The sequence below is a fragment of the Microbacterium sp. Se63.02b genome (assembly GCF_014171575.1).
Taxonomy (GTDB): Bacteria; Actinomycetota; Actinomycetes; order Actinomycetales; family Microbacteriaceae; genus Microbacterium.
In genome coordinates this window covers 191,672-215,693 of sequence record NZ_CP050453.1, presented here as the reverse complement: position 1 = coordinate 215,693, position 24,022 = coordinate 191,672, and the positions used below count along the sequence as shown (strand labels likewise).

Genomic DNA, 24,022 nt, shown 5'->3' with positions numbered 1-24,022 from the left:
AGGAGCACGCGCGGCCGGTCGTCGGACGCGATCACGGCGAGGGCGGTGAGCTCGAACGGACGGTGCGCGCCCTCCGACCGCTCCCAGTCCGCCGGTCCCCAGTTCTTCGCACGGATGCCGGTCGGCGGGGTGATGTCGCGTCGGGCCACGCCGATGCGCGCGCGAGTGCGCGGGACGCGGATGCGGTCTCCGATGCGCGTCGCCGATGCCGTGTCGTTCAAACCGGGTCCTCCATGTTCTCCATGATGCCGCCGCTCAGGCGCTCGTGAGCACGTCGGCGACCAGCACGCGTTCTCCGGGCTCGGGGAGATCCCCCTCGACCCCGCGCTCGACGCAGTCGCTGTAGAGCAGGGTGGACGGCTCCGCGAACCCCTCGGTCATCCGCAGCCGTCCTCCGACGAACTGGCTCCCGGTGACCCGCGCATGGTTCACGCCCACACCGATGTCGATATGGGCCGCACCCTTCGCCACCGTGGAGGTCACCCCGCTCACCCGCCACGAGACCACCCCGGAACCGGCTGCCCTGGTCAGCAAGGGCGCCCTCCGTGCGCTCCGTGCCGAGCTCGACGCCATCCAGCGTCACGAACTGGTCGCGCACGGCGGTCGCACTCAGCACGACATCGCGCACCGAGCCGCCGCGGATCGTCACCCGGGACGCGCCGAGCTCCGCCGGGGCGCCCGTCGCCGGACCGCTCAGGCGGCAGTCGACGAACTCGACGGGTCCGGACCCTCGGGCCTTCACCCCGTCGATCCCCGTGATCGTGCACCGCACGAAGCTCACCGGAGCGGTCACCGGTGTCTGGACGAGCACCTGATCCTTGGGGAGGGCGAAGGTGCAGTCCTCGATGACGGTCGGTCGCGACGATCGAGTCGATCGCTGCCCGATGGCCAACAGCCCGGCGGTGCATCCCCGCAGCTGGGCGCCGTCGGCGTTGATGGTCATCGTCGCCTGCGGATCGAAGGTGGAGCGCGCGATCACTCGCACGTTCTCCAGCGTCAGGTCGCTGATCTTCGTGCCGGCGACGAACCACGAGCAGACGTGGTCGCGCACCGTGATGCGCTTGGCGGAGGTGCCCCACTGCGCTCCGGAGTTGGCGATGTCCATCAGCCCCGAGTTGCCGATGAAGGTGAGGTCGTGCTCGTACTGACCGTGCGTGGTGAACGGGTTGCCACCCTGGTCGTCGCCGTCGCCGTGACAGTTCTCGACGATGCAGTACGCACTGGCGGTCAGATCGTTGAGGTGCCGCGCGTTCGAGGATGTGCAGTCGCTCACCCGTCCGTACAGGCTGTAGATCTGCTGCGTGAGATAGCCCGCGCCGCCGTACATCACCGTCGGCGGGTTCTCGACCGAGCAGCGTTCGGTCGTGAAGTGCGTGTTCCAGCGCCGCATGATCACGGGCCACCAGGTGCGGCTGGCGTGCACATCCGCGACATCGCAGTGGATCGCGTACTCGAACGCGATGGGGTGGGATCCGGTGAGTTCTCTGGGGTCGGGGAAGGAGCCGTCGGTCGGTCCGTCGAACGGACCGGCGCCGAGGAAGCGCATGTTCGAGATGCGGACCCCGGAGACGGGCTCCATCTGCCGCCAGGTGAGCTTCCGGCCCTTCTCCAGCGGCCAGCCGTTGAGGTAGTCGATCCGGATGTGCCGTCCGTCGATCTGCTGCGTCACCTGCACGAACCGCTGGAGCTCGCGCTCATCCGCCCCGCCCCCGGCGACCGGATCGCACTGCACCGCCCACCAGGAGTCGACGGGGAACTTCGACGCGTCGGGCACGGCGACCGCGTCGGTCAGTTCGGGCCAGGCCTCCGCCAGCGCATGTTCGACGACGACGTCCTTCGACACCCCGGTGAAGAACATCACGGCGCCGAACGGGTTGTCGTGGGTGTTCGCCTCGATCCCGTCAGTGGTGAGGAGGTGGCCGCCGAAGTCGATCTCGAGGTGGGAGCGCGTGAAGCGATGCCGTCGCCGGAACAGCAGATCCGTGCTCCCTTCGATCCGTCGGATGCGGGGATCGTTCACCATGGCGGCGAGCGCGTCGTCGGCGGGCGTCTCCGGCCCGGTGATGCCGAAGACCCGGAAGTCGACCGTGCCGTCGTGCTGCAGCAGCCAGCGGGTGTCGCGCTGTCCGGCGATCACCGTGCCGCCGTTGGCCTCGACCTTCGCGTCTTCGGATCCGACGTACACGAGCAGCCCCGCGTCGCCGGGCTTCCGGTACCCGGCGACGATCGCGACTTCACCGTCGCGCGCACGGATCTTCGCCAGCTCGGCGACGGACTCCGCCCGCGTGATGTCCTTCGCACCCATGACGACCGGAGCCGCCTGCGCGGATGCCGCACCCGCGAGGGAGCCGGCCGTGCCGAGCGCGACCGCACCGAGCCCGGCCATGAGGGCGCGCCGACTCGTGGAGCGCGCACCGCCCTCCGGTGACACCGTCTCTGCGTGCGGATCCGCCACCGCGTTCGATCTGTCGGTCATGACAACTCCTTCGTCATCGGGTGGTTCCGGCCGGAACGGCGCCCGTGACTGCTCCCTGCGCCTGCCAGAGCACCGCAGCCTCGGCACGACGCCGTCGCTCCAGCACCGGGTCGGCCACCGGGATCGCTGCCATGAGCCCGCGCGTGTACTCGTGCTGCGGATTCGCGAACAACGCGTCGCGCGCGCCGATCTCGACGATCCGTCCTTGCTGCATCACGGCCACCGTCGACGACATGTATCGGATCACGGCGAGGTCGTGGCTGATGAAGAGGTACGTGAGTCCGAGCTCTGCCTGCAGCTCGCGCAGCAGGTTGAGCACCTGCGCCTGGATCGACACGTCCAGCGCCGACACCGACTCGTCGAGCACCAGGAACTCGGGCTCGAGCACGAGCGACCGTGCGATGGACACGCGCTGGCACTGACCACCCGACATCGACCGGGGCAGCCGGTGCGCGAACTCCTCGTCCAACCGCACGCGGTGCATGGCCTCGCGCACCTTCTCTGCACGGGTCGCCCTGGTGCCGATGCCGTGGGCGAGCAGGGGCGCCTCGATGATCTGCGACACGGTCTGGCGCCGGTTGAGCGCCGAGAACGGGTCTTGGAACACCATCTGCATCCGCCGTCGCAGATGACGCAGCTCCTCGCCGCGCATCTCGTGCGGTCGATGTCCGTCGAAGACGACGGCTCCGGCATCGATGCCGCCGAGAGCGAGCACCGCCTTCGACACGGTCGACTTGCCCGATCCCGACTCGCCCACGAGCCCCACGGTCTCCCCACGGCGGATCTGGAACGACACGTCGTCGACCGCGGTCACCCGTCGTCCGGAGCCGAGCGTGAACACCTTCGACACGCCCTGCACGTCGACCAGCACGTCGCCCGATTCCCTGGCGCGGTCGACCGCGCTGATGGAGCCGGCCTCGACGAGCGGCTCGGTCCCGCGTTCGAGCACTTCGGCGGAGGTGCGGATCGGCTGATGCACGTCGATCGTGAGGTCGACCACGGCTCCGAGCAGCGCCTTCGTGTACGGGTGTTCCGGGAGGAGTACAGCGCGTCGACCGGCTGTTCCTCGATGATCGCCCCGTGCCGCATCACGTGGATGCGTTCGCAGAAGCCGGCCGCGACGCCGAGGTCGTGCGTGATGAGCACGACCGCGGTGCCGTGCTCGTCGGCCAGCCGGTCGAGCAGGTCGATGATGCGCGACTGGGTGGTGACGTCGAGCGCCGTGGTGGGCTCGTCGGCGATGAGCACGGCTGGCCGCGACGACATGGCCATCGCGATCATGACGCGCTGCCGCATGCCGCCCGAGAACTCATGCGGGTACTGCGCGAGGCGCTCCTCGGGCAGCGGCACACCGACCTCGGTCAGCAGCTCGACGGCTCTGGTGCGTGCCGCAGCCTTCGACACCCTGTCGTGCAGGCGGATCGCCTCCACGAGCTGATGCCCGATCGTGCGCACGGGATTCAGCGACGACATCGGGTCCTGGTAGACCATCGCGATCTCGCCGCCGCGCACCTTCGTCATCTCGCGCGTGCTCAGGGTGAGCAGCTCGCGATCGCGCAGACGGATGCTGCCGCCGAGCGTCGCTCCGTCGTTGAGACGCATGATCGACAGCGCCGTGAGCGACTTGCCGGAGCCGGATTCGCCGACCAGGCCGATCCGCTCGCCGGGGCGCACCGAGAACGAGATGCCCTTGACCGGCATCGCGTCGCCGTAGGAGACGGTGAGGTCCTGCACCTGCAGGACGGGAGCGGTGTCCGTCATCGGCCCTTCCCCTTCCGATCGCCGCCGAACTGATCGGCGAGCACGTTGAGCAGCCAGATGGTGACGAAGATGAACAGCGCGGGGAACAGCACGTACCCGATCGACTGGTACATCTTCTGGTAGCCCTGCTGCACGAGGGTGCCCCAGGTCGCTTCGGGCGGGGCGATGCCGAGGCCGACGAAGCTCATCGACGCCTCGAGCAGGATCGCGTTGGCCGCGTTGATGGCCGCCTGCACCACGATCGGACCTCGGGCGTTCGGCAGCATCTCGGCGAACAGCAGCCTGCTGCGCTTCGAGCCGAAGGCGACGGCGGCTGTGAAGTAGTCCTCCTGCAGCTCGCTGAGCACCGAGGAGCGCACGAGCCGCGCGGTCGTCGGGGTGAGCAGGATGCCGATGATCACGGCCAGCTTGACGGGGTCGGCGCCGAACGCCGAGATAAACACCAGCGCGAAGAGGATCTGCGGGATCGCCATGACCGTGTCGGCCAGGCGCATCAGGATCTCGTCGAGGATGCCGCGGGCGAAGGCCGCCGCCATCCCCCAGGCGATCCCCAGGACCATGGCGACCAGGGTGGCACCGCCCGCGATGAAGATCGTCAACTGCCCGCCGTAGAGCACACGGCTGAACAGGTCGCGGCCGAGTTCGTCGGTGCCGAACAGGTGCACGGCCGACGGTCCGGCGAACCGGTCGGGCGACTGTGCGGAGGGGTCGAACGGCGCGATGACGGGCGCGAGCACGCACGCCAGCACGATCACCGCGAGGAGCGCGAGCGGGATCCACGAGGCGAGCGCGAGCCTCCGCCGCGGACGGGCGGAGCGCAGGGCGAGGGTGAGGGTGTCAGCCACGGGTGCTCCTTGCACGAAGACGCGGGTCGAGCACGCCGTAGAGGAGGTCGACGATGAGCGTGGTGAGGATGAACATCGCGGAGATCAGCAGCACGACCGACTGCAGCACCGCGTAGTCGCGCTTGAACACCGCGTCGATCGCGAGCGAGCCGAGGCCCGGCACGCCGAACACGTACTCCACGATCACGACGCCGCCGAGCGTGTAGCCGACGATGAGGCCGAGCATCGTGAGTCCGGGGATCAGTGCGTTGCGCAGCGCGTGCCCGATCACGACGCCGCTCGCCGACTGCCCCTGCCGCGGGCCGTGCGGATGTACGGGGCGTCGAGCACCTCGACCATCGAGGCGCGGAGGAACCGCATGAGCAGGGTGCGGCGGCGAACGCGAGCGTGAGTGCCGGCAGGATCATGCGCACGAGGTTGTCACCGGGATCCTCGCTGAACGGCGTGTAGCCGCGGGCGGGCAGCACCTTGAGCTGCACCGCGAACACCACGATCAGCACGATGCCGATAAGGAACTGCGGCAGTGCCATGCCCGCGGTCGAGATCGCCGTGAGGATGCGATCGACCACACCGAGCGGACGCAGCGAGGCGATCACGGCGGCCGGTGTCGCGATGAGCACGGCGAGGAGGATGCCGATCAGGGTGAGCTCGAGCGTGGCGGGGAGCCGCTGTGCGATGAGCTCGGACACCGAGTACTGGTTGAAGTACGACTGCCCGAAGTCGCCGGTGAAGACGCCGCCGATCCACCGCAGGTACTGCTCGATGATCGGCGCATCGAGGCCGGCCTCCTCTCGGAGGCGCTGCAGCATCTCGGCATCCACGCCCGGCGTCGAGCCGAGGCGCGTGATGACGGGGTCGCCCGGCAGCAGCCGGAGCACGACGAACACGAGCGAGGTGGCGATCAGCATCGCGATGCTGATCGCCACCCGCCGAAGGATGGACAGCGCCACGTCAGCCCTTGAGCTGTGCGCCCTCGAGGTGCAGCTGTCCGCCGCCCTCGACCCACACGCCGTCGACCTTCGTGCTGGTCGCGGTGACGACCGTGGACTGCAGCGGCACGATCAGCGGCACCTGCTGGTTGATGATCGTCTGCACCGTGCCCCACTTCTCGGCGCGTGCGGCCTCGTCGGGCTCGGCGACGGCGTCGGCGAACGCGGTCTGGAAGTCGGGGTCGACCCAGTTGCACTCGCAGCGGCCCTCGAGGTAGAAGTTCAGCGAGTACGCGGGCTCCGGAGGCGTGGACTGGAAGTTCGGCACGATGTAGCCGGGGAAGCTCTTGCCCGCCGGGTAGAACGAGTCGACCCAGGTGCCGATGTCGTTGTTGTCGATCTTGAGCGTGATCCCGATCTCCTTCAGGCTCGCCTGCAGGATCTCACCGCTCGTGTTCCATTCGGGGTACTGCCCCGCGACGCCCCACCACGTGAGCGTGCTGCCCTCGGTGACACCGGCTTCGGCGAACAGCTCCTTGGCCTTGTCGAGGTCGTACGAGTAGTCGGTCAGGTCGCCGCCGAACCACGGGTTGACCTCGCCGAGCGCGTTGTTCGTCGGCGAGACGGTGCCCTGCCCGTAGTACGCGGCGTCGAGGATGGCCTCGCGGTCGGTCGCGTAGGCGAGAGCCTGGCGGGCACGCACGTCGTCGAACGGCGCCGACTGCGTGTCGACCTCCCACGAGGGCCACTGGCTCGGGTTCTCGGGCTTGACGAGCGCGATGTCCCCGCCGCCCTCGAGCCCGGCGACGTCGCCTTGGGGAACCGACCACAGCACGTCGATGTCGCCGGAGCGCAAGCCGGTGACGGCTGCCGTCGACTCTGCGGCCTTGACGAGCGTGATCTCGTCGAGCGCCGGGGCCTCGCCGAAGTACTCGGGGTTCGGCACGAGGGTCAGGCTGTCGTCCGGAGTGAAGGTGTCGACGATGTACGGCCCGGTGCCGATCGGCTCCTTGTCGATGGTGTCGAGCGCGTCGACGTCGAGCATCTTGACCCACACGATGCCGGCGGCGAAGGTGGCGATCGGCTCGGACAGGGTGATGACGACGGTCTTCTCGTCGGATGCCGTGACATCCGTGACCATGTCGATCTTGTTCTTCTCCTGGGTCGCCGTCTCAGGGTCGAGGTAGTACTCGAACGACGCCACGGCATCCTCGGCCGTGAAGGGGTCGCCGTTCGAGAACGTCACGCCGTCGCGCAGGGTGAAGGTCCAGGTCTTCTGATCCTCTGAGGCCTCCCACTTCTCGGCGAGGTCGCCGACGATCTCACCGGACTCGTCGGTCTTGGTGAGGCCGTTCCACAGCAGGGGGAACAGCACCTCCTCCCAGGCGAACGTGCGGATGGCCGGGTTGAGCTGCGGGATGCCTTGAGCTGCGGCGACGGTCAGGGTGCCGCCTTCCTGCGCGGGGCCATCGGTGTTCGTGGGGGTGCTGCTGCAACCAGCGGTGATGAGCACGGCGGTGAGCAGCGCTGCTCCGCCGAGCAATACACGACGACGCGACATGGGTGCCTCCAAGGGTCGGGTGATGCGTTCGGGTGACAAGGTGTTTCGCTATAGCATGTAGCAAATGTGCAGCCGCGTCTAGTGCGGATGAGGGGATTGCGGTTACGTTCTCGTTACGCCCCTCGGGCGGTCATCCCGCCACTCCGACGGATTTGCCATAGCATCGGTCGATGCAGGAACTCGCCCGAGAGCCGCTCGCGGGTTCCGGCACGGACAGGAGAGCCACGGTGCGCAGCGTCTCGGATCAGAACATCGCCGAACAGGTCACGGACGAGCTGCGCGCGGCCATCCACTCCGGAGAGCTCGCCCCCGGCGAGCGCCTCGTCGAGCGCAAGCTCGCCGACCGGCTCGGCGTGAGCCACATCCCGGTGCGCGAGGCGCTGACCCGTCTCGCCGAGGAGCGCCTGATCACGCGCGAGCCCCGTCGTGGCGCGCGCGTCGCACAGCTCAGCGCACAGGACCTCGAGGAGATCTCGAGTCTGCGGATCGTGCTCGAGCAGTTCATGGCCATCCGGGTGCAGGAACGATGGAACGAGGAGTCGGCCGCCCGGCTCGGCGCCATCATCCAGGCCATGTCGGACGCCGCGCCCGGTGACATCGCCGAGGTCCTTCGTCAGGACCGCCTCTTCCACGAGACGCTCGCCGACCTCGCCGAACACCGCTTCCTCGACGAGCTCAGCGGTCAGCTGCGCGGGCGCATCACCGGTTTCATCCAGGCCGCCAACTCCGCGCTCGACCCGACCGAGCAGGAAGAGCACGTGCGCAGTCACCAGCAGATCGTCGACGCCATCGCCAGCGGCGACCCGGAACAGGCGCGCGCCGTGATCGCCGAACATGTCACGCGCGCCGTCCGACGCATCACTCCCTCCGTCCCCGCCGAGTGAGCGCACGACCATGAAGACCATCGTCCTCACCGGAGCATCCGACGGCATCGGCGCGGCGGCCGCCCGTCAGCTCTCCTCACCGTCGAACCGCCTCATCCTCGTGGGCAGATCGGCCGAGAAGACCAGCGCCGTCGCCGAGGAGACCGGCGCCACCTGGTTCACGGCCGATTTCGCCCGCCTCGACGACGTGCGAGCCCTCGCCGCGCAGATCACGGATGCCGTGGGCGACGGCGGTATCGATGTGCTCGCGAACAACGCCGGCGGCATCTTCGGGGATCCGACACCGACCGTCGACGGGTTCGAGAAGACCATGCAGGTCAATCACCTGGCACCGTTCCTGCTCACCCGCCTGCTGCTGCCCGCACTGCTGCGCTCTCGCGGGGCGGTCGTCAACACCTCCAGCATCGCCCATCGCCTCTTCGGACACCTCGACGTCGACGACCTCGACAACGCTCGACGCTTCAGCCCGAACAAGGCCTATGGCGACGCCAAGCTCGCCAACGTGCTGTTCGCCAAGAGTCTGCACACGAAGTTCCACGCCGACGGACTCAGCGCGGTGGCATTCCACCCCGGGACCGTGCAGACCAACTTCGCCTCCGACTCCTCGAGCATCATGCGGCTGCTGTACCGCACGCCGCTCAAGCACCTCATGCTCATCGGCGCCGACAAGGGCGGGGCCACGCTGCGGTGGTTCATCGAGGGCACACCGGACGAGACCTGGTTCTCCGGCGCGTACTACGACGAGCGCGTGCTCACCACGAAGGTGAACCCGCAGGTGGACGACGCCGCGCTCGCCGAGGCGCTCTGGCAGCGCAGCGCCGCCCTCGTCGGCGTCCACCCGTAGCCGCCGCGTCCACTCCCCTCCCCGCCGCCCTACTCCCGCGTCTGGCCCGCGAGCGCACGGCCTCGTGGCGAGCGCACGGCTTCGTGACGCGGAGAACCCGTGCTCTCGCGAGCACACCGTGCACTCGCCAGATGGAAGAGCCCTCGGACGTCGTGACGTGTAACATGTCACTGTCACGAGGAAGGGCGATGAGACCACGAATGAATGCAGCGAAGCAGAACCGTTCCGTGTGGAGACGCAAGCCACTCGACGAGATGACGGAGGATGCCGCGCACAGCGGCCTCTTCAAGTCGCTCGGGCTGTGGCAGTTGACGGCCATCGGGGTCGGAGGCATCGTCGGCGTCGGGATCTTCTCGCTCGCGGGCCTCGTCGCGCACGGCGACGCCGACAACCCCGGGGTCGGGCCGGCTGTGCTGCTGTCCTTCCTCATCGCAGGGCTCGCGTCCGCTGCGGCCGCGCTCTCGTATGCCGAGTTCGCCGGGATGATCCCTCGCGCGGGCTCCGCCTACAGCTACGGCTACGTCGCCCTCGGCGAGCTCGCCGGATGGTTCATCGGCTGGGATCTGCTCCTCGAATACGTCGCGATCGTCGCGGTCGTGGGGATCGGGATCTCGGGGTACCTCGACGCGTTCCTGTCCGGGTTCGGCATCCATCTTCCGACCGCGCTCACCGAGACCTTCGATCAAGCAGGCGGGGTGGTCAACGTCCCGGCCATCGTGGTCTGCCTGTTCGTGACGTTCCTGCTCAGCCGCGGCACGAAGACGTTCGGGCGCTTCGAGCTGGTCGCGGTCGCCGTCAAGATCGTGCTGATCCTGGCGATCGTCGGACTCGGCGTGTTCCACATCGACGCCGCCAACTACGACCCGTTCCTGCCGAGCGGCTTCGGCCCGGTGTTCACGGGTGCGGCGACGGTGTTCTTCGCGGTGTTCGGCTACGACGCCATGAGCACAGCCGCCGAAGAGGCGAAGGACGGCCGGAAGCACATGCCGAAGGCGATCATCCTCTCGCTCGTCATCGCGATGCTGCTCTACGTCGCGGCGACCCTGGTGCTCACCGGCATGCAGAACTATCAGGACATCGACCCGAAGGCGGGGTTCGCCTCGGCGTTCTCCAGTGTGGGACTCCCCGTGATCGCGTCGATCATCTCGGTGTTCGCGGTGCTGTCGATCCTCACCGTCATGCTCACCTTCCTGCTCGGCGCGACGCGGGTGTGGTTCAGCATGAGCCGCGACGGCCTGCTGCCGGGGTGGTTCGCCGCGGTCGACCGGCGCGGCGTGCCCCAGCGGGTCACCTGGATCGCGGGTCTCGGCTCGGCGTTCTTCGCGGGGGTCTTCCCGATCAGGGTCGTCGCCGACCTGACGAACATCGGCATCCTGGCGGCCTTCGTCGTCGTCTGCGTGGCTGTGATCGTGTTCCGCTACACGAAGCCCGACGCCCCGCGCACGTTCCGACTGCCGTTCATGCCGCTCGTGCCGGTCGTCGGCGTCGCGTTCTCGCTCTTCCTCATCTCGCAGCTGCACTGGGAGACCTGGGTGCGCTTCGGCGTGTGGCTCATCATCGGGCTGATCGTGTACTTCGAGTACGGCCGTCACCACTCGCTCATGAATCCCGACAGCCCCCGGCACCCGCGCTGACCCTCACTCCCGCGCCCGTCCCCCTCGCCGAGTGCACGGCTTCGTGCCGAGTGCACGGCTTCCTCGCGTCGAGAAGCCGTGCACTCACGAACAACCCGTGCACTCGGCCACGGGGGCGGGGGCGGGGCGGAGGCGCGGGGCGGTGGTCAGACCACGAGGTTGGCGGTGTCGACCACGCGGTCGCCCTCGGCGGGGAATGCCGTGCGGGTGACGCCGGACTCCACGTTTCCGGTGTGCAGCAGTGTGGACGAGGTGCCGAACGCGGCATCCGTCAGCTCGAGCGCGCCGCCCTCGAAGCGGTTCCCGGTCGCACGGTAGTGGGTCGCGCCCTTCGTGACAGAGACGTGCGTGGCCGAACCCTCCGCACGGAAGGTGCTGTCGCTCAGCGTGAGGTGCAGCTCGCCGTCGCCCGTCCGCGCCACGCCGGTGCCGCCCTTCAGAGCCACATCCGAGCCGGCGATCTCGATCGCCTGACGCTCGCTCCGTGCCGCGGCGAGACGGGCGTTCCGGAGCGTCGAGCCCTCGATGCGCAACCGCTCCGACGACGTCGCGATGGGCGCCGCGTCGTCCGCAGCGGACAACGTCGACCCACGGAAGGTCACCGCACCCGAGCCCGCGATCTTCATGCCGCCCACCCGATCGAGCACGGTGTCGACGAACGTGACCGGGGTCTTCACGGTGGCGTTCGTGAGCTCGCCAGGGGCGACGAACGTGAAGTGCGAGTCGGCGATCACGGTCGGCCGCGCCGAGTTGTCCGACGCCTGCGTGATGATGAGCGTGTCCGACGCCGTGCACCCCCGCAGCTGCGCGCCGTCGGCGTTGATCCACAGCATCCCCGAGCCCGCGAGAGAGGGCTTGCCGATCACCTGCACGTCTTCGAGCGTGAGGTCGGTGATGCGCACACGCGCGACGAACCACGAGCACACGTGCTTGCGGACGGTGATGCGCTTGGCCGCAGAGCCCCACGCCGCGCCCGAGTTGGCGAAGGTCATCAGCCCCGAGTTACCGGTGTAGGTGAGGTCGTGCTCGTACTGTCCGTGGGTGACGAACGGACCCTGGTCGTCGCCGTCGCCGTGGCAGTTCTCCACCAGGCAGTAGGCGCTCGCGGTGAAGTCGTTGAGGTGCCGGGAGTTCGCGGTATGGCAGTTGGCCACATATCCGTACAGGCAGTAGATCTGCTGCGTGAGGTATCCCGCCCCGCCCCAGGTGACCGAGGTCGGGTTCTTCAGCGTGCAGCTCACGGTCGAGTAGTACGTGTTCCACCGTCGCTGGATGAGCGGCCAGAACGTGCCGGTCCCGTCGATGTGGTCGACGTCGCAGCGCACCGCATACTCGAACGCCAGCGGGTGCGAGCCCGTGTACTCGTCGGTGCCGGTGCCGAGGAACTTGAGGTTCGACACCGTGACGTCCTGCACCGGCTTCACGTGACGCCATGTCATCGTGCGGTCCTTGCCGAGCGGCCAGCCGTTCTTGTAGTTGATGCGGATGTGCGTGCCGTCGACGATCTGCGTCACCTGGACGAGGCGCTGCAGCTCCCGCTCCCACCGGCCCGACAGCGCGTTCACCTCGGCCGCGTACCAGGAGCCGACGGCGAAGAACGACGAGTCGGCCACGGGGAAGATGTCGCCGAGATCGGGGACGACCTCGTTCAGCCGCGCCTCGTGCACGGCATCGGTGACCTCGCCGCGGAAGAACATGACCGCGGCGAACGGGTCGTCCTTGCCCGCGTTCTCGATCCCGACGGTGGTCATCAGGTGCCCGCCGAAGTCGAAGGCGATGTTCGACCGCGTGAAGGTGTGGCGGCGCACGAAGTTCAGGTCGCTGTGCGCCTCGACCCGGTGGATGCGCGCATCCTTCACCATCGCGTCGAGTGCATCGTCGGCGTTCACGGTCGCATCCATGACCCCGAACATCCGGAAGTCGACCACGCCGTCGTGCACCAGTACCCATGTGCCACCCTTGGGTGCCGCGAGCACGGTGCCGCCGTTGGCCGCGGGGGCATCCTTCTTCACGAAGCGATAGAGCCCGTCGCCGCTGTCGCCCGCCGCGGCGTACCCGGTCGTACGCACCAGGTCGCCGTCCTTGCCCTTGCGCGTGGCGAGCTCGGTCGCGGTGCCGCCGTTCGCGACGTTCGCCGAGCCCGACGAGCTCAGCGGCGCCACAGGGCCTGCCGCCTGCGCGGGGTCTGCGAACCGACCGCGACCACGCCGCCGAGCGCCGCCGCGCCGAAGCCGGCGAGCAGCATGCGGCGGCTGCGCAGCGCCGCGGTGTCGGTCTCGATGTTGTCCAGCTGGGTCATGCTCTTCCTCCTTGCGGCGTCCTCGCCGCGGTCAGGCGTCCGGCCCGGTGGCCGGACCGCGTTCTCCGATCCGTTCCCCATCCCCAGCTCTCCGAGCTGCTGCTCAGAAGTAGTCGCCCGCCGTGAAGTGGCGGATGCCGTGCAGTCGGGCCTCGCGTCGCAGCGGGCGCACCATCCCGGTGCGGTCTTCCTGTCGCACGGCGTGCGGCGCGACGTCGTGGATCACCCGTTCCTCCTCGGGCAGCGCGGGAACGGCGAGTTCGCACGCGCCCACCGCGGCCGCTGCCCAGTCCGCGGCGACGGCACTGTACAGCTCGCGGTACACGGCTGCAGATCCGTCGGACTCGGGGAGCACGGCACACTCGAGGAGCCTGCCGAGACCGCCATCGGTGTCGGCGATCGCGTAGCCCCGCACCGCAGAGCCCTCGACCCAGCGGTACAGACGGGCCCCGCGCATCCGCACCTCGGCCATCGTCCAGTCCCGGTCGTCGCGCACCGGCGCGAGCACGACGCGATCCGCGCGCGAGCGCTCGTAGACCTCGCCCAGAGCACCGAGACTCCCCAGGCCGACGGTCTCGCGCTCGACACGGCCCGCGACCGCCGCGAACGCGGGAGCCGTCCAGGGACCACGCAGGGTCCGCGGCATCGAGAACGACGCGAACCCGCTGGAGCGGTACACGTCCGGCGTACCCGTGAACAGCAGGGCCCAGTCGGCCTCGCGCGCTGTCTCCAACGTCGCGGCGACGAGCCGGCGGGCAAGGCCCTTCCCCGGGCGCGCTCGGCGACCGCGACGCTCCCGATCGCATGCACCTCAGCGACCCCTCCGTCGGATTCGCGCAGCCGCTTGGGCAGGCCGTAGATCGACCCGCACACGCCGTCGTCGTCCTCCGCCACGAACGTGTGCGCGAGGCGCTGTTCGTCGACGAGCCACTGATCCGGCGCCAGCGCGGGTGTGAACGCGGTCGCCCACAGCGCCGTGAGCCCCGGCTGATCCTCGACACGGGCCGGACGGATCGTGGCCCCGCTCATCGGCTCGAGGCTCATGCCATCGACGACAGCTGGGCGCGGTCGACCGCGTGGACGAGCGGGCGTCCCTCGACGAAGGCCTCGACCTCATCCGCGACGATCCTCCCCTGCCGCAGTCGTCCCTCACGGGTGCCGGCCGCACGGTGCGGGGTGACCAGCACACCGGGGAGTGCACGGAAGGGGCTGTCCGCGGCGAGCGGCTCTTCGTCGAACACGTCGATCGCGGCACCGAGCCGACCGCGCTGCAGTTCCTCGATCAGGGCGGTCTCGTCGACGAGCCAGGAGCGCGCCGTGTTGACGAGCCCCGCACCGTCGCGCATCAGTGCGAGTTCGCGCCGACCGATCAGGTGGTGGGTCTCCGGCAGTGTGGGGGCGTGCACGGCGACGATCTGCGCACGGCGGAGGGCGTCGTCGAGGGGGAGGAGTTCGGCTCCGAGCGCGGCGGCAGCGGCGGCGTCGATCGTGGGGTCGACCAGCAGCGGCTCGGCCCCGAGGGCACGGATCAGCTCCAGGTAGGCCCGTCCGGTGCGCGAGGCCCCGATCACGGCGATCGGTGCACCGAGGATCTCGTGCTGCACCCCACCGCAGCGGCGTCGTGCCAGCCGTCGCCCGCACGCAGCGCATCGTGCATCTCGGGAACACGGTGCAGCAGCGCGAGCGTGAAGGTCAGCGACACCTCTGCCACCGACCGAGCCATCCCCGCTCCGGCCTGAGTGACCAGGACGCCGCGGTCGAACAGCTCGTCGGTCGCGAAGGGCTTGATGGTCGCGCCGGTGTGCGCGATCAGCGCGAGCTCGGGCAGTGATGCGAGCACGGCCGCGTCGAAGGGTCCGACACCCCAGCTCGTGAGGACGATGCGCGCCGCGCCGAGCTCGGCGTCGGAGAGCCGGTCGACCCGCACGAACCCGCCGCCGAGGCGCTCGGCCGCAGCACGGAGCCGCTCGGCGTCCGCGGCAGAGAAGAACTCCGCGAAGAGCCCTTCCGAGACGACCGCGACCACGGCCGGTGCGCTCGCCGCCGCGGTCATCGCAGCCAGTCCTCGAGGTTCTCGGCGATGAAGGCGTCGTCGTTGAGGGCGGGGTAGGCGTGGCGCACCCGCTCGATCTCCTCGGCCTGTCCTGCCGAGAGTCCCTCCGCCGGGTCGAGGCACCAGATGCCGTCGAGCAGCCCCTGTTGCCGCAGCATCTCGTGCACCCCGGCGATCACCCCGTGGAAGTCGTTGCCCGGATCGAACACCGCCTGGTTGACGTCGACCATGTCGGAGGCGAGGAGTCCGAGTTCACGGTAGGCCTCGGCGTCGCCGCCCATCGCCTGACGGACGCGGTCCAGCAGCGCGACCGCAGCTCGGGTGCCGACAGCCCACTGGCCCAGCAGCCCACCCACGAAGCGCAGGGTGCGGGGGGACCGTCCGGCGCGTCCACATGGAACGCGGAGAGCAGATCTGCGACGATCGCGTCGTCGTTGCCGGTGTAGAGCGCGATCTCGTCCGCCCGACCGGACGCGGCGACGCCGCGCACGAGTTCGAGGGTGCGGTAGCGGTCGAAGGGTGCGGCCTTGACGGCGACGACCGACGGTATCGCGGCGAACTCCCGCCAGAAGTCGCGGTCGAGCACCGGCCCGCCGATCGCCGTCTGGAGGTAGAAGCCGACCAGCGGCAGCACCTCGCCCACGGCGCGGGCGCGTTCGAGCAGGGCACGCTCGTCGGCGCCCGCGACGCGAGGACTCACGAGCACCGCGTCGTAGCCGAGCGAGCGGGCGAGCTCGGCCTCGGCCACGGCCTGTGCGGTGTCTCCGGCGACGCCCGCGATGCGCACGAGACTCGCGTCGCCGCGGGCATCCATCTCCTCTGCGGCCAGCGCGAGCACCGGCTCGAAGAGGGCGTGCTCGGGGTCGCGGATCTCGAACTGGGTCGTGTGGACGCCGACCGCGAGGCCGCCGGCTCCCGCGTCGAGGTAGTAGCGCGAGAGGGCGCGCTGGCGACGCTCATCGAGTGCGCGCTCGGCGGTGAGGGCGAGCGGATGCGCGGGGATCACGGCGCCACGGGCCAGGGTCGCGGCGGCCTCGGGGCGCAGCGAGGGCACGGTCGCGGTGCGCGCTGTGGAGCCCGCCATCAGAACTTCCCGTCCCGCACGGCCCACTTGGTCGGCTTCGCGATCATCGGAAGCGCGGCGGCGATCCACTCGGCCTGCATGCCGATCAGGGTCTCGGCCGAGACCGCGGGGTAGCCGAACAGGGCCATGCACCGGCGGGCATCGCTGAGCAGAGCGGTCGGCTGCGGCTCGTCGACGATCGTGACCTCGCGGTCGAACAGTGCTCCGAAGCGACGGGCGATCGACTCGACGCTCAGCAGCTCAGGACCGGTCAGGTTGATCGTGAAGGGCGCCGTCGAGGCGTGCACGAGGCTGCGCAGCACGACCTCGTTCGCGTAGCCCTGCCAGATCACGTTCACGTTGGCCGTGGCGACCGAGACGGGCTGCCCGGCGTGCACGGCGCTGCCGATGTCGGCCAGCACGCCGTAGCGCAGATCGACGGCGTAGTTCAGACGGATGATCGCGACCTTCGTGCCGCGCTCCTGCGCGCCGAACTCGAACACCCGCTCGCGGCCGAGGCACGACTGGGCGTACTCGCCGATCGGTGCGGGCTGGACCTCTTCGGATGCCCCGCCGGACGAGGCCGGCAGGAACGGATACACGTTGCCGGTCGAGAGCACCGAGATCGCACTGTCCCGGTAGCGGCGGGCGACACGATCGGGCAGTGCAGCGTTGACCTCCCATGCCCAGGAGGCGTTCGTCGCGGCGCCGAACTTCGCGCCGACCATGAACACCACGTTGGGCGCGTCCGGCAGGGATGCGAAGTCGTCGTTCTCGATCAGGTCGAACGAGACGACCTTCACGCCTGCGGCTTCCAGGCGCTCGCGGATCGCGGCGTCGCCGAAGCGCGAGACCGCGTAGACCGCGTCATCGGTGCGGCCGGCGGCGTCCATCCCGCGGCGCGCGAGCATGGCCAGGGTCGGGCCCATCTTGCCGCCCGCTCCGAGGATCACGAGGTCGCCCGCCCCGCGGGAGAGGTCGGCGATCAGGCCGGCGCTCGGTGTCGCGAGCGCCTCCTCGAGCTCCGCCTCGGATGTGAATCGGCGCTGCGTCGTGAACTGGTGCTGAGTCACGTGGTGCTTTCCCTTCTTCTCAGCCCTTGATGCCCGTACCGGCCACGCCCTCCTGCACGTACCGCTGAGCGATGAGGTACGCGAGGAAGATGGGCAGCAGCGCGACGACGGACCCGGCGAGCATGGTGCTCAGCGGGACGTTCTGCTGCTGCAGCGACGAGATGCCGACGGTGAGTGTGAACATCGAGTTGGATTTCGCGATGATGAGCGGCCACAGGAAGTCGTTCCAGTGCCACAGGAAGACGAAGATGCCGAGCGTCGCCAGGATCGGCTTGCACAGCGGCAGCACGATGCGCAGGAAGATGCGGAACTCCCCGGCGCCGTCGATGCGCGCGGCCTCGAACAGCTCGTCCGGCAGCCCCGAGATGAACTGCCGCATCAGGAACACGGCCTGCGCGTTCGCGAGCGAGGGCAGGATCAGGCCCCAGTAGGTGTCGACGCCACCGAGGTTCGCCATCAGGATGAAGGTCGGGATCAGGGTGACGTGGAACGGCACCATCACCATCGCGAGGAACGACCAGAACATCACCTCCTTGCCACGGAAGCGCTTCTTGGCGAAGGCGTAACCCGCGAGCGCCGAGAAGAACAGCACGGCGACGACCGAGACGAGCGAGTAGATGAGCGTGTTGCCGAGCCACCCGAGGATGTTCTGTCCCGCGAGCACCTGCTCGTAGGCGTCGAAGGAGATGTCGGTCCAGGGCAGCAGCGAACCGGGCAGTTCGACGACCATCCCCGGCTTCAGGCTCAACACGACCATGGCGTAGAAGGGGAAGAAGCTGAGGATGCCGGCGAGGCTCAGCCAGATCCACCGCCCGACGATGCCCCATCCGGTCGGCTGAAGGGCACGGTAGGCGCGGCGCTGCTTCGACGACGTCTTCGGCGGCTTCGGCGTCTCGGTCGACGTCGGCGGCTGCATCAGAGCGGTCATTTCTGCTTTCCGATCACCAGGCGCTGGATGAGCGCGACGACGAGGGTCATGATGAACAGGGCCACGCCGATCGCGGCCGCATAGCCGTAGTCGAAGTAGCGGAAGCCCTGGTCGTAGAGCATGTAGACGAGCGAGTAGCTGGCGTTGGCCGGCCCACCCTGGGTCATCACGTAGATGACGTCGAAGACCTGGAACGCGGCGGTCGTCTCGATCACCGCGAGGAAGAAGAAGGTCGGGCGCAGCACGGGGAGGATGACGTAGCGGAAGCGCTGCCAGGAGTTGGCGCCGTCCATCAGGGCGGCCTCCTCGAGTTCGCGCGGCACGTCCTGCAGCGCGGCGATGAGGATCATCATCCCGTAGCCGAACCGGGACCAGACGCCAACGACCACGATCGCCGGGATGACGAGCACCGTGCTGCCGAGCCAGGATCCGCCGAGACCGAGCGGGGTCATCAGCGCCGACCATGGGCCGTTCGCCGAGAAGATCCAGACGAAGATCGAGCCGGCGAGCACGAGCGAGGTGATCACCGGGAGGAAGAAGATCGAGCGGAAGAAGCGTGCGCCGCGGAAGGCCCGACGCACGCCGAGGGCCATCACGGTGGAGAGCACGAGCGCGATCGGCACCGCGAACACCGTGTAGATGAGCGTGGTGCCCATCGCGCGCCAGAACAGCGGATCGGCGATCATGCGCTGGAAGTGGTCGAGTCCACGCCAGGCGATCTCGCCGGTGATGTCGTAGTCGAAGAAGCTCAGCGCGACACCGACGATGCTCGGGCCGAAGCGGAAGGCGATGAAGAGGAGGAACGCGGGGAGCACGAACAGGAACGCGATGCGCGCCTCACGCCGTGCCAGGATCCGCGTGACCCGCCCTGCGGGCCTCTTCGCCGTGGTTGCCGTCGTCATCAGTGGTACCTCACGTGGGGGAGTGAAGGGGGTGCCGGGGGCGTGCGCGGACGTGCGCACGCCCCCGATCCTGCTACTTCTTGATCAGCGGTGCCGCGGCGGCCGCAGCATCCTTGAGCGCGTCCTCCGGCGACTTCTGCCCGAGGAGGGCGGCCTGGATCTCCGGCGCGAGCACGCCCATCAGCGCACGGGACGAGGCGTCGAGCTCGCCCACCGTGGTGTCGGGGACGTACTTCTCGACCTCGCCGAGCAGCGGGTCGTCCGCGTACAGCGGCTCGGTGGTGCTGAGCGCCGAGAAGAAGCCGGCTGCCTTCAGGTACGGCTCGACCACGTCGGCGCCGGTCGCGTACTCGGCGAACTTCGCCGCGGCGTCCTGCGCCTTGGAGCCCTTGAGCACCGACAGCGAGCCGACCGTGCCGTACGCTACCGACTCCTTCTCGGTCAGCGGCGCGAGGACCTTGACGTTCTCCTCGCCCCAGAAGGGCAGGACCTCGGGGACGGCGTTGTTCCACGTGCAGGCGACCTTGCCCTGGGCGACCGCGGTCTGCTCGAGCGGGACGTTGGTGGTGAGGGCCTCGGGGTCGAGCGCTCCTGCCTCGGCCAGGTCGGTGAGGAAGGTGAGCGCCTTCTCGCCTTCCTTGCTGTCGAAGCCGACGTCGCCGTCCTTCGTGTAGACCTCGCCGCCCGCCTGCCACAGCAGCGGGTAGTACGTGAGGTTGAGGGTGTTCTCAGCCGACGCCGGGTAGTTCAGGGCGTACATGCCCTTCTCGGTGAACTTCGGTGCCATCTCGGCGATGTCGTCCCAGGTCTCCGGGTACTCGGTGACACCGGCCGCCTCGAACGCCGCGGCGTTGCAGAGGAGCGGCTGGGCGCTGGTGAGGATCGGCGCGCCGAGGATGTCGCCGTCGAGCGTGACCGACTCCTTGACGTTCGGCAGCAGCTCGCCCTGGCGCTCCTCGCTCAGCAGGTCGTTGAGCGGTGCGATCGACTTCTGGTACGCCGCGAGCTGGTCGGGGATCAGGTAGACGACGTCGGGTCCCTTGCCTGCCGCGATCGCGGTCTGGAGGGCCTCGTCGCGGTTCGCCCACGGGAAGATCTCGTAGTCGACGTTGATGTTCTCGTTCTTCTTCTCGAAGTCGGCGATCGTCAAGTCCCAGAAGTCCTTGTGCACCGCCTCGTCGGCGATGACCGGGTAGAGCCAGACCGTGATGTCCTGCTCACCCTCTGCGGTGTTGCCTCCGCCGGCCGAACATCCGGCCAACAGGGTGGCGGCCGCGACTCCCGCGACGACGCCGGTGATCTTGCTGACGCGCATGGTGCTCCTTTGCTTATACCGTGCTGAGTACGGTTCATTATGACACTGCGATGGGATAATTCGTCAAGTACAAGTTCTCAGGCGGTTGTTTCCAGCGTGTTTCCTGCGGATCAACATCAAAGCTTGATCTGAGAATTCGGTGTGCTAATTTGATCGCACCCGACGACGGAGATGAGGAAGGGACCGCACATGGCCGTGACAAGTCCGCTCTCGATCGTCGCGCGCTCCGCACTCCACCTGCGCGACGCGGGTCCCGCGACGGTCAACGACCTCTCACGATCCCTCGAGATCTCGCGCACCTCGGTCGAGAACGCGGTGACCGCGCTCGGCGACTCCGGATTGATCGTCGACGCACCGGCGCAGAACGGCGGCGGCGCAGGGCGTCCCGCCCGCCGATACTCCTTCCATGCCGCCGCGGGCACCGTGGTCGGCGTCGACATCGGCGTCGCGAGCGTGCGCGTCGTCCTCGCCGACCTGGCGGGACTCGTCATCGCACAGCGCAGCTACTCGGGCGTCGCCGCGCAGCCCGACGGCGCCTCGAAGCTCGCCGCCGTCATCGATGACGTGCGCCGCACCCTCGCCGCGGTCTCGATACCTCCCTCGAAGGTCCGGGCCGTCGGCGTCTCGCTCCCTGGCATCGTCGACGACGCGGGGCGCGTGACCACCTCGGTCGTGATCCCCGAGTGGTCGGGGATCGACATCGGGTCGCAGCTCCGCCAGGCGTTCGGCTGCCCGGTCGCGGTCGACAACGGTGTTCGGCTCGCGGCCGTCGCCGAGCACCACCTCGGCGTCGCTCAACTCGTCGACGACGTCATCTACCTCTCGGTCGGCAACCGCATCGCGATGGGCCTGATCCTCGGCGGTCGTCCTCGTCGCGGCATCCACAACGCCGCCGGGGACATCGGCCGCCTCGCATTCCGCGGGTTGAACACCGAGACCGGTCAGATCTCGTGGCAGACCGCCCCGACCGCCGCCGAGGTCTTCGCGAAGGCACGCGGTGGCGACCCGGCCGCCCAGCAGGGCTCGACGCCTTCATCGATGAGCTCGCCCACGGCATCGCGACCCTGACGATGACGGTCGACCCGGCCATGATCGTGATCGGGGGCGGGCTCTCCGCCGCGCACGAACAGCTGCTCGATCCGCTCCGCGCCGCCCTGCCCGGTCACCTCGGACTGCCGTTCCAGGTGCCGATCGCCGAGGCCCGCCTGGGGGCCGAGGCCGCGGCGCACGGAGCCGTGGTCCACGCGTTCCAGCGCCACTCCGGCGAGATCTACGGGATCGCGGACATGCCGGCCCCGCCCATCACCCCCTGCCACTGGAGTCGGCCGGAGCCGACGACGAAGACACCGAGGAGAAGCAGTGAGCACGTTGAAGGTCGGACTCATCGGCGCCGGAGGCATCTCCCGCGTGCACGCCGATGCCTGGCGCGCGCTGGGCGCCGAAGGGTACGTCACGTCCCTCGCAGGCGCAGAGGAGATCGCCGAGGAATACGGCTTCCACCTCGTCTCCGACGTCGACGCGCTCATCGAGCTGGTCGACCTCGTCGACATCGTGACCCCCAGCAGCACGCACGCCGACTTCGCCCTGCGCGCCATCGCCAAGGGGCGCGACGTGATCTGCGAGAAGCCCCTCGCCGCCACCGCCGAGGCCGCGACCGCCGTCGCCCGCGCCGCGCAGGATGCCGGTGTCCGCCTGTTCCCCGCCCACGTGGTGCGCTACATGGGCGAATACGCGCAGATCAAGGCCGGCATCGACGCCGGTCGCATCGGCACGCTCGCGGTGCAGCGGTTCAGCCGCGCCGGCTCCGCACCCCAGACGCCCTGGTTCTTCCGGGAGAGCACGGGCGGCGGTGTCATCCGCGATCTGATGATCCACGACATCGACCAGGCGGTCTGGTTCGCCGGGCCCGTGGCCACGGTCTACGCCGTGCAGAACCCGCCGACCGTCGACGACCGTGTGCCCGCACCCGTCACCGCGCACGTCGTGCTGACCCACCGCAACGGGGTGATCAGCCATCTGCACGCCAGCTGGGTCGCTCCCGGCATGCCCTTCCGCACCAGTGTCGAGGTGTCGGGCACCGAGGGCCGGCTGCGCTACGACAGCGCCGAGGACCACTCTCTCCGCACGGATGCCGTGCTCGACGCGGGCGCCACCGACTACCTCCCGCCCATGTCGCCCGAAGAGAGTCCGTACTTCGCGGAGATCTCCGACTTCGTCGCCGCCCTCCGCGAGGGGCGCGAGGCGAAGGTCGGCCCTGACGACGGGATCGAGGCCGTCGCCGTCGCCGAGGCCGCGTACACGTCGATCGCCTCCGGCGCCCCGGTCGCACTCTCCGCAGCCGACAGGTCCGCCGCCGATGCCGATGCCTCCGCCGATGCCGACGCCGATGCCGAGGAGGCCTCCCGATGACCGCTCCTGCCCCGCTGCGCATCGCCGTGCTGTCGTTCGCGCACACGCACGCCCTCAGCTACGTGCACGCGTTGAAGGGGATGCCGGGGATCGAGCTGATCGCCGCCGACCCCGACGGCGCGACGGCGCCGGACGACGCCCCACGCGGTGCGGCGCTGGCCGCCGAGCTGGGTGTCGCGTGCGTCGAGACCTACGACGAGGCGTTCGCCTGGAAGCCGGATGCCGTCGTCATCGCCGCCGAGAACTCCCGCCATCGCGGCCTCGTCGAGCGTGCGGCCGCCGCCGGGTGCACGTGCTCTGCGAGAAGCCCCTGGCCACGACGGTCGACGACGCGATCGCGATGCGCGAGGCGTGCGAGCGCGCCGGTGTGATCCTGATGGTCGCCTACCCCGTGCGCTTCGCACCGGGCGTGCGCGACGCGGTGGCGGAGGTGCGCAGCGGTCGGCTGGGGCGGATCCTCGGCGTCACCGGGATCAACAACGGCACGCTCCCCCAGGACCGCGCGTGGTTCACCGACCCGGAGCTGGCCGGGGGCGGCGCACTGGTCGACCACGTCGTGCACTGCGCCGACATCCTCGACGAACTCCTCGGCGAGCGCGCCGGGTCCGTGCGTGCGGTGTCGAACAGCATCCTGTATGGGCAGCGCGACCTCGAGGTCGAGACCGGCGGCCTGGTGACGATCCAGTACCCCAGCGGCGTCGTCGCGACGATCGACTGCTCGTGGAGCTGGCCGACGAGTTCGCCGACCTGGGGCGGTCTCACGCTGCAGATCGTCGCCGAGCGCGGCACCGTCACGGTCAGCCCCTTCGCCAAGGGCGTCGCCGGGCACGATGCGCACGGCGAGACCTGGAGTCCGGTGGGAGCCGATCTCGACGGACTGCTGCTCGCCGAGTTCGTCCGCGCCGTGCGCGAGGGGCGGCAGCCGCAGCCCGACGCCGGCGTCGGCATCCGCACGGTCGAGATCGCCACGGCCGCACTGGCGTCGGCCGCTCGTGGCGGCGAGGTCGTCGCGCTCTCCTAGATCGCCCCCGAAGACGCCAACGGCA

At 69.4% G+C, this 24,022-nt stretch carries 23 protein-coding genes and 3 pseudogenes; 8 read left to right on the top strand and 18 right to left on the bottom strand.

Features of this window, described 5'->3' with window-relative positions:
* Positions 1-217: 217 nt before the first annotated feature.
* The 6 genes and pseudogenes from G4G29_RS01075 to G4G29_RS01055 all read right to left on the bottom strand — a co-directional run bounded on the left by G4G29_RS01075 (position 218) and on the right by G4G29_RS01055 (position 7,572).
* The gene (locus G4G29_RS01075) at positions 218-2,476 is read right to left on the bottom strand and encodes a peptidase C14 (RefSeq protein ID WP_244632305.1); all 2,259 of its coding nucleotides are present in this window, start codon (positions 2,474-2,476) and stop codon (positions 218-220) included.
* A gap of 13 nt (positions 2,477-2,489) precedes the next feature.
* On the bottom strand, positions 2,490-3,272 hold the full coding sequence (locus G4G29_RS20440) for an ATP-binding cassette domain-containing protein (RefSeq protein ID WP_274601254.1): 783 nt from the start codon (positions 3,270-3,272) through the stop codon (positions 2,490-2,492).
* Positions 3,273-3,286: 14 nt separating this feature from the next.
* On the bottom strand, positions 3,287-4,237 hold the full coding sequence (locus G4G29_RS20985) for an ABC transporter ATP-binding protein (RefSeq protein ID WP_244632304.1): 951 nt from the start codon (positions 4,235-4,237) through the stop codon (positions 3,287-3,289).
* Positions 4,234-5,082, bottom strand: a complete 849-nt coding sequence (locus G4G29_RS01065; RefSeq protein WP_202045471.1) for an ABC transporter permease — start codon at positions 5,080-5,082, stop codon at positions 4,234-4,236. Before G4G29_RS01065 ends, G4G29_RS20985 begins: the two co-directional genes overlap by 4 nt.
* Positions 5,075-5,356 (bottom strand): annotated as a pseudogene (locus G4G29_RS20435) (ABC transporter permease); the annotation flags it as partial. The gene G4G29_RS01065 and the pseudogene G4G29_RS20435, both read right to left, overlap by 8 nt.
* Positions 5,357-6,033: 677 nt before the next feature.
* Positions 6,034-7,572, bottom strand: coding sequence for an ABC transporter substrate-binding protein (locus G4G29_RS01055; protein WP_183151535.1), 1,539 nt, complete (start codon positions 7,570-7,572; stop codon positions 6,034-6,036).
* A gap of 170 nt (positions 7,573-7,742) precedes the next feature.
* Here G4G29_RS01055 and G4G29_RS01050 point away from each other — a divergent pair, with 170 nt between their 5' ends.
* The 3 genes from G4G29_RS01050 to G4G29_RS01040 all read left to right on the top strand — a co-directional run bounded on the left by G4G29_RS01050 (position 7,743) and on the right by G4G29_RS01040 (position 10,934).
* Positions 7,743-8,456 carry a GntR family transcriptional regulator gene (locus G4G29_RS01050; RefSeq protein ID WP_244632303.1) on the top strand — a complete coding sequence of 238 codons (714 nt, stop codon included), beginning with the start codon at positions 7,743-7,745 and terminating at the stop codon, positions 8,454-8,456.
* Positions 8,457-8,466: 10 nt separating this feature from the next.
* Entirely contained in the window at positions 8,467-9,300 is an 834-nt protein-coding gene (locus G4G29_RS01045; protein ID WP_183151534.1) for an SDR family NAD(P)-dependent oxidoreductase, read from the top strand.
* 200 nt (positions 9,301-9,500) lie between these two features.
* Positions 9,501-10,934, top strand: a complete 1,434-nt coding sequence (locus G4G29_RS01040) for an amino acid permease (RefSeq protein ID WP_183151533.1) — start codon at positions 9,501-9,503, stop codon at positions 10,932-10,934.
* 146 nt (positions 10,935-11,080) lie between these two features.
* On the opposite strand, the gene G4G29_RS01035 is transcribed toward G4G29_RS01040, so the two are convergent.
* The 12 genes and pseudogenes from G4G29_RS01035 to G4G29_RS01000 all read right to left on the bottom strand — a co-directional run bounded on the left by G4G29_RS01035 (position 11,081) and on the right by G4G29_RS01000 (position 20,567).
* Positions 11,081-13,096, bottom strand: coding sequence for a peptidase C14 (locus G4G29_RS01035; protein WP_244632302.1), 2,016 nt, complete (start codon positions 13,094-13,096; stop codon positions 11,081-11,083).
* Positions 13,084-13,233 (bottom strand): hypothetical protein, encoded by a 150-nt coding sequence (locus G4G29_RS20980; RefSeq protein WP_244632301.1) that lies wholly within the window; start codon positions 13,231-13,233, stop codon positions 13,084-13,086. Before G4G29_RS20980 ends, G4G29_RS01035 begins: the two co-directional genes overlap by 13 nt.
* Positions 13,234-13,336: 103 nt before the next feature.
* Positions 13,337-13,966: a hypothetical protein gene (locus tag G4G29_RS01030; RefSeq protein WP_244632670.1), complete on the bottom strand. Its 630-nt coding sequence runs from the start codon at positions 13,964-13,966 to the stop codon at positions 13,337-13,339.
* 86 nt (positions 13,967-14,052) lie between these two features.
* A pseudogene (locus G4G29_RS20975) lies at positions 14,053-14,262 on the bottom strand (GNAT family N-acetyltransferase); the annotation flags it as partial.
* An 11-nt stretch (positions 14,263-14,273) separates the two neighbouring features.
* Complete coding sequence (locus tag G4G29_RS20970; RefSeq protein WP_244632300.1) at positions 14,274-14,837, bottom strand: NAD(P)-dependent oxidoreductase; 564 nt, start codon at positions 14,835-14,837, stop codon at positions 14,274-14,276.
* A complete protein-coding gene (locus tag G4G29_RS20965) occupies positions 14,801-15,286 on the bottom strand; it encodes a hypothetical protein (RefSeq protein ID WP_244632299.1) in 486 nt (161 codons plus the stop codon). The genes G4G29_RS20970 and G4G29_RS20965 overlap by 37 nt, the downstream gene beginning before the upstream one ends.
* Positions 15,283-15,516 (bottom strand): hypothetical protein, encoded by a 234-nt coding sequence (locus G4G29_RS20960; protein WP_244632298.1) that lies wholly within the window; start codon positions 15,514-15,516, stop codon positions 15,283-15,285. The genes G4G29_RS20965 and G4G29_RS20960 overlap by 4 nt, the downstream gene beginning before the upstream one ends.
* A complete protein-coding gene (locus G4G29_RS01020) occupies positions 15,462-16,370 on the bottom strand; it encodes a dihydrodipicolinate synthase family protein (RefSeq protein ID WP_244632297.1) in 909 nt (302 codons plus the stop codon). The genes G4G29_RS20960 and G4G29_RS01020 overlap by 55 nt, the downstream gene beginning before the upstream one ends.
* Entirely contained in the window at positions 16,370-17,422 is a 1,053-nt protein-coding gene (locus G4G29_RS01015; protein WP_183151532.1) for an epimerase, read from the bottom strand. Before G4G29_RS01015 ends, G4G29_RS01020 begins: the two co-directional genes overlap by 1 nt.
* Positions 17,423-17,441: 19 nt before the next feature.
* Positions 17,442-18,350, bottom strand: a complete 909-nt coding sequence (locus G4G29_RS01010) for a carbohydrate ABC transporter permease (RefSeq protein WP_183151531.1) — start codon at positions 18,348-18,350, stop codon at positions 17,442-17,444.
* Complete coding sequence (locus tag G4G29_RS01005; protein ID WP_183151530.1) at positions 18,347-19,252, bottom strand: sugar ABC transporter permease; 906 nt, start codon at positions 19,250-19,252, stop codon at positions 18,347-18,349. Before G4G29_RS01005 ends, G4G29_RS01010 begins: the two co-directional genes overlap by 4 nt.
* A 73-nt stretch (positions 19,253-19,325) precedes the next feature.
* Complete coding sequence (locus G4G29_RS01000; protein ID WP_183151529.1) at positions 19,326-20,567, bottom strand: sugar ABC transporter substrate-binding protein; 1,242 nt, start codon at positions 20,565-20,567, stop codon at positions 19,326-19,328.
* 189 nt (positions 20,568-20,756) lie between these two features.
* On the opposite strand from G4G29_RS01000, the gene G4G29_RS00995 reads away from it, so the two are divergent.
* The 5 genes and pseudogenes from G4G29_RS00995 to G4G29_RS00985 all read left to right on the top strand — a co-directional run bounded on the left by G4G29_RS00995 (position 20,757) and on the right by G4G29_RS00985 (position 23,997).
* Positions 20,757-21,635 carry an ROK family protein gene (locus tag G4G29_RS00995; RefSeq protein ID WP_244632296.1) on the top strand — a complete coding sequence of 293 codons (879 nt, stop codon included), beginning with the start codon at positions 20,757-20,759 and terminating at the stop codon, positions 21,633-21,635.
* A gap of 2 nt (positions 21,636-21,637) precedes the next feature.
* Positions 21,638-21,748 (top strand): annotated as a pseudogene (locus tag G4G29_RS20955) (hypothetical protein); the annotation flags it as partial.
* Positions 21,749-21,926: 178 nt separating this feature from the next.
* Positions 21,927-22,976: a Gfo/Idh/MocA family oxidoreductase gene (locus G4G29_RS00990; RefSeq protein ID WP_183151528.1), complete on the top strand. Its 1,050-nt coding sequence runs from the start codon at positions 21,927-21,929 to the stop codon at positions 22,974-22,976.
* Positions 22,973-23,347, top strand: a complete 375-nt coding sequence (locus G4G29_RS23760; RefSeq protein ID WP_345941138.1) for a hypothetical protein — start codon at positions 22,973-22,975, stop codon at positions 23,345-23,347. Before G4G29_RS00990 ends, G4G29_RS23760 begins: the two co-directional genes overlap by 4 nt.
* On the top strand, positions 23,317-23,997 hold the full coding sequence (locus tag G4G29_RS00985; RefSeq protein WP_345941137.1) for a Gfo/Idh/MocA family oxidoreductase: 681 nt from the start codon (positions 23,317-23,319) through the stop codon (positions 23,995-23,997). The genes G4G29_RS23760 and G4G29_RS00985 overlap by 31 nt, the downstream gene beginning before the upstream one ends.
* Positions 23,998-24,022: the final 25 nt, after the last annotated feature.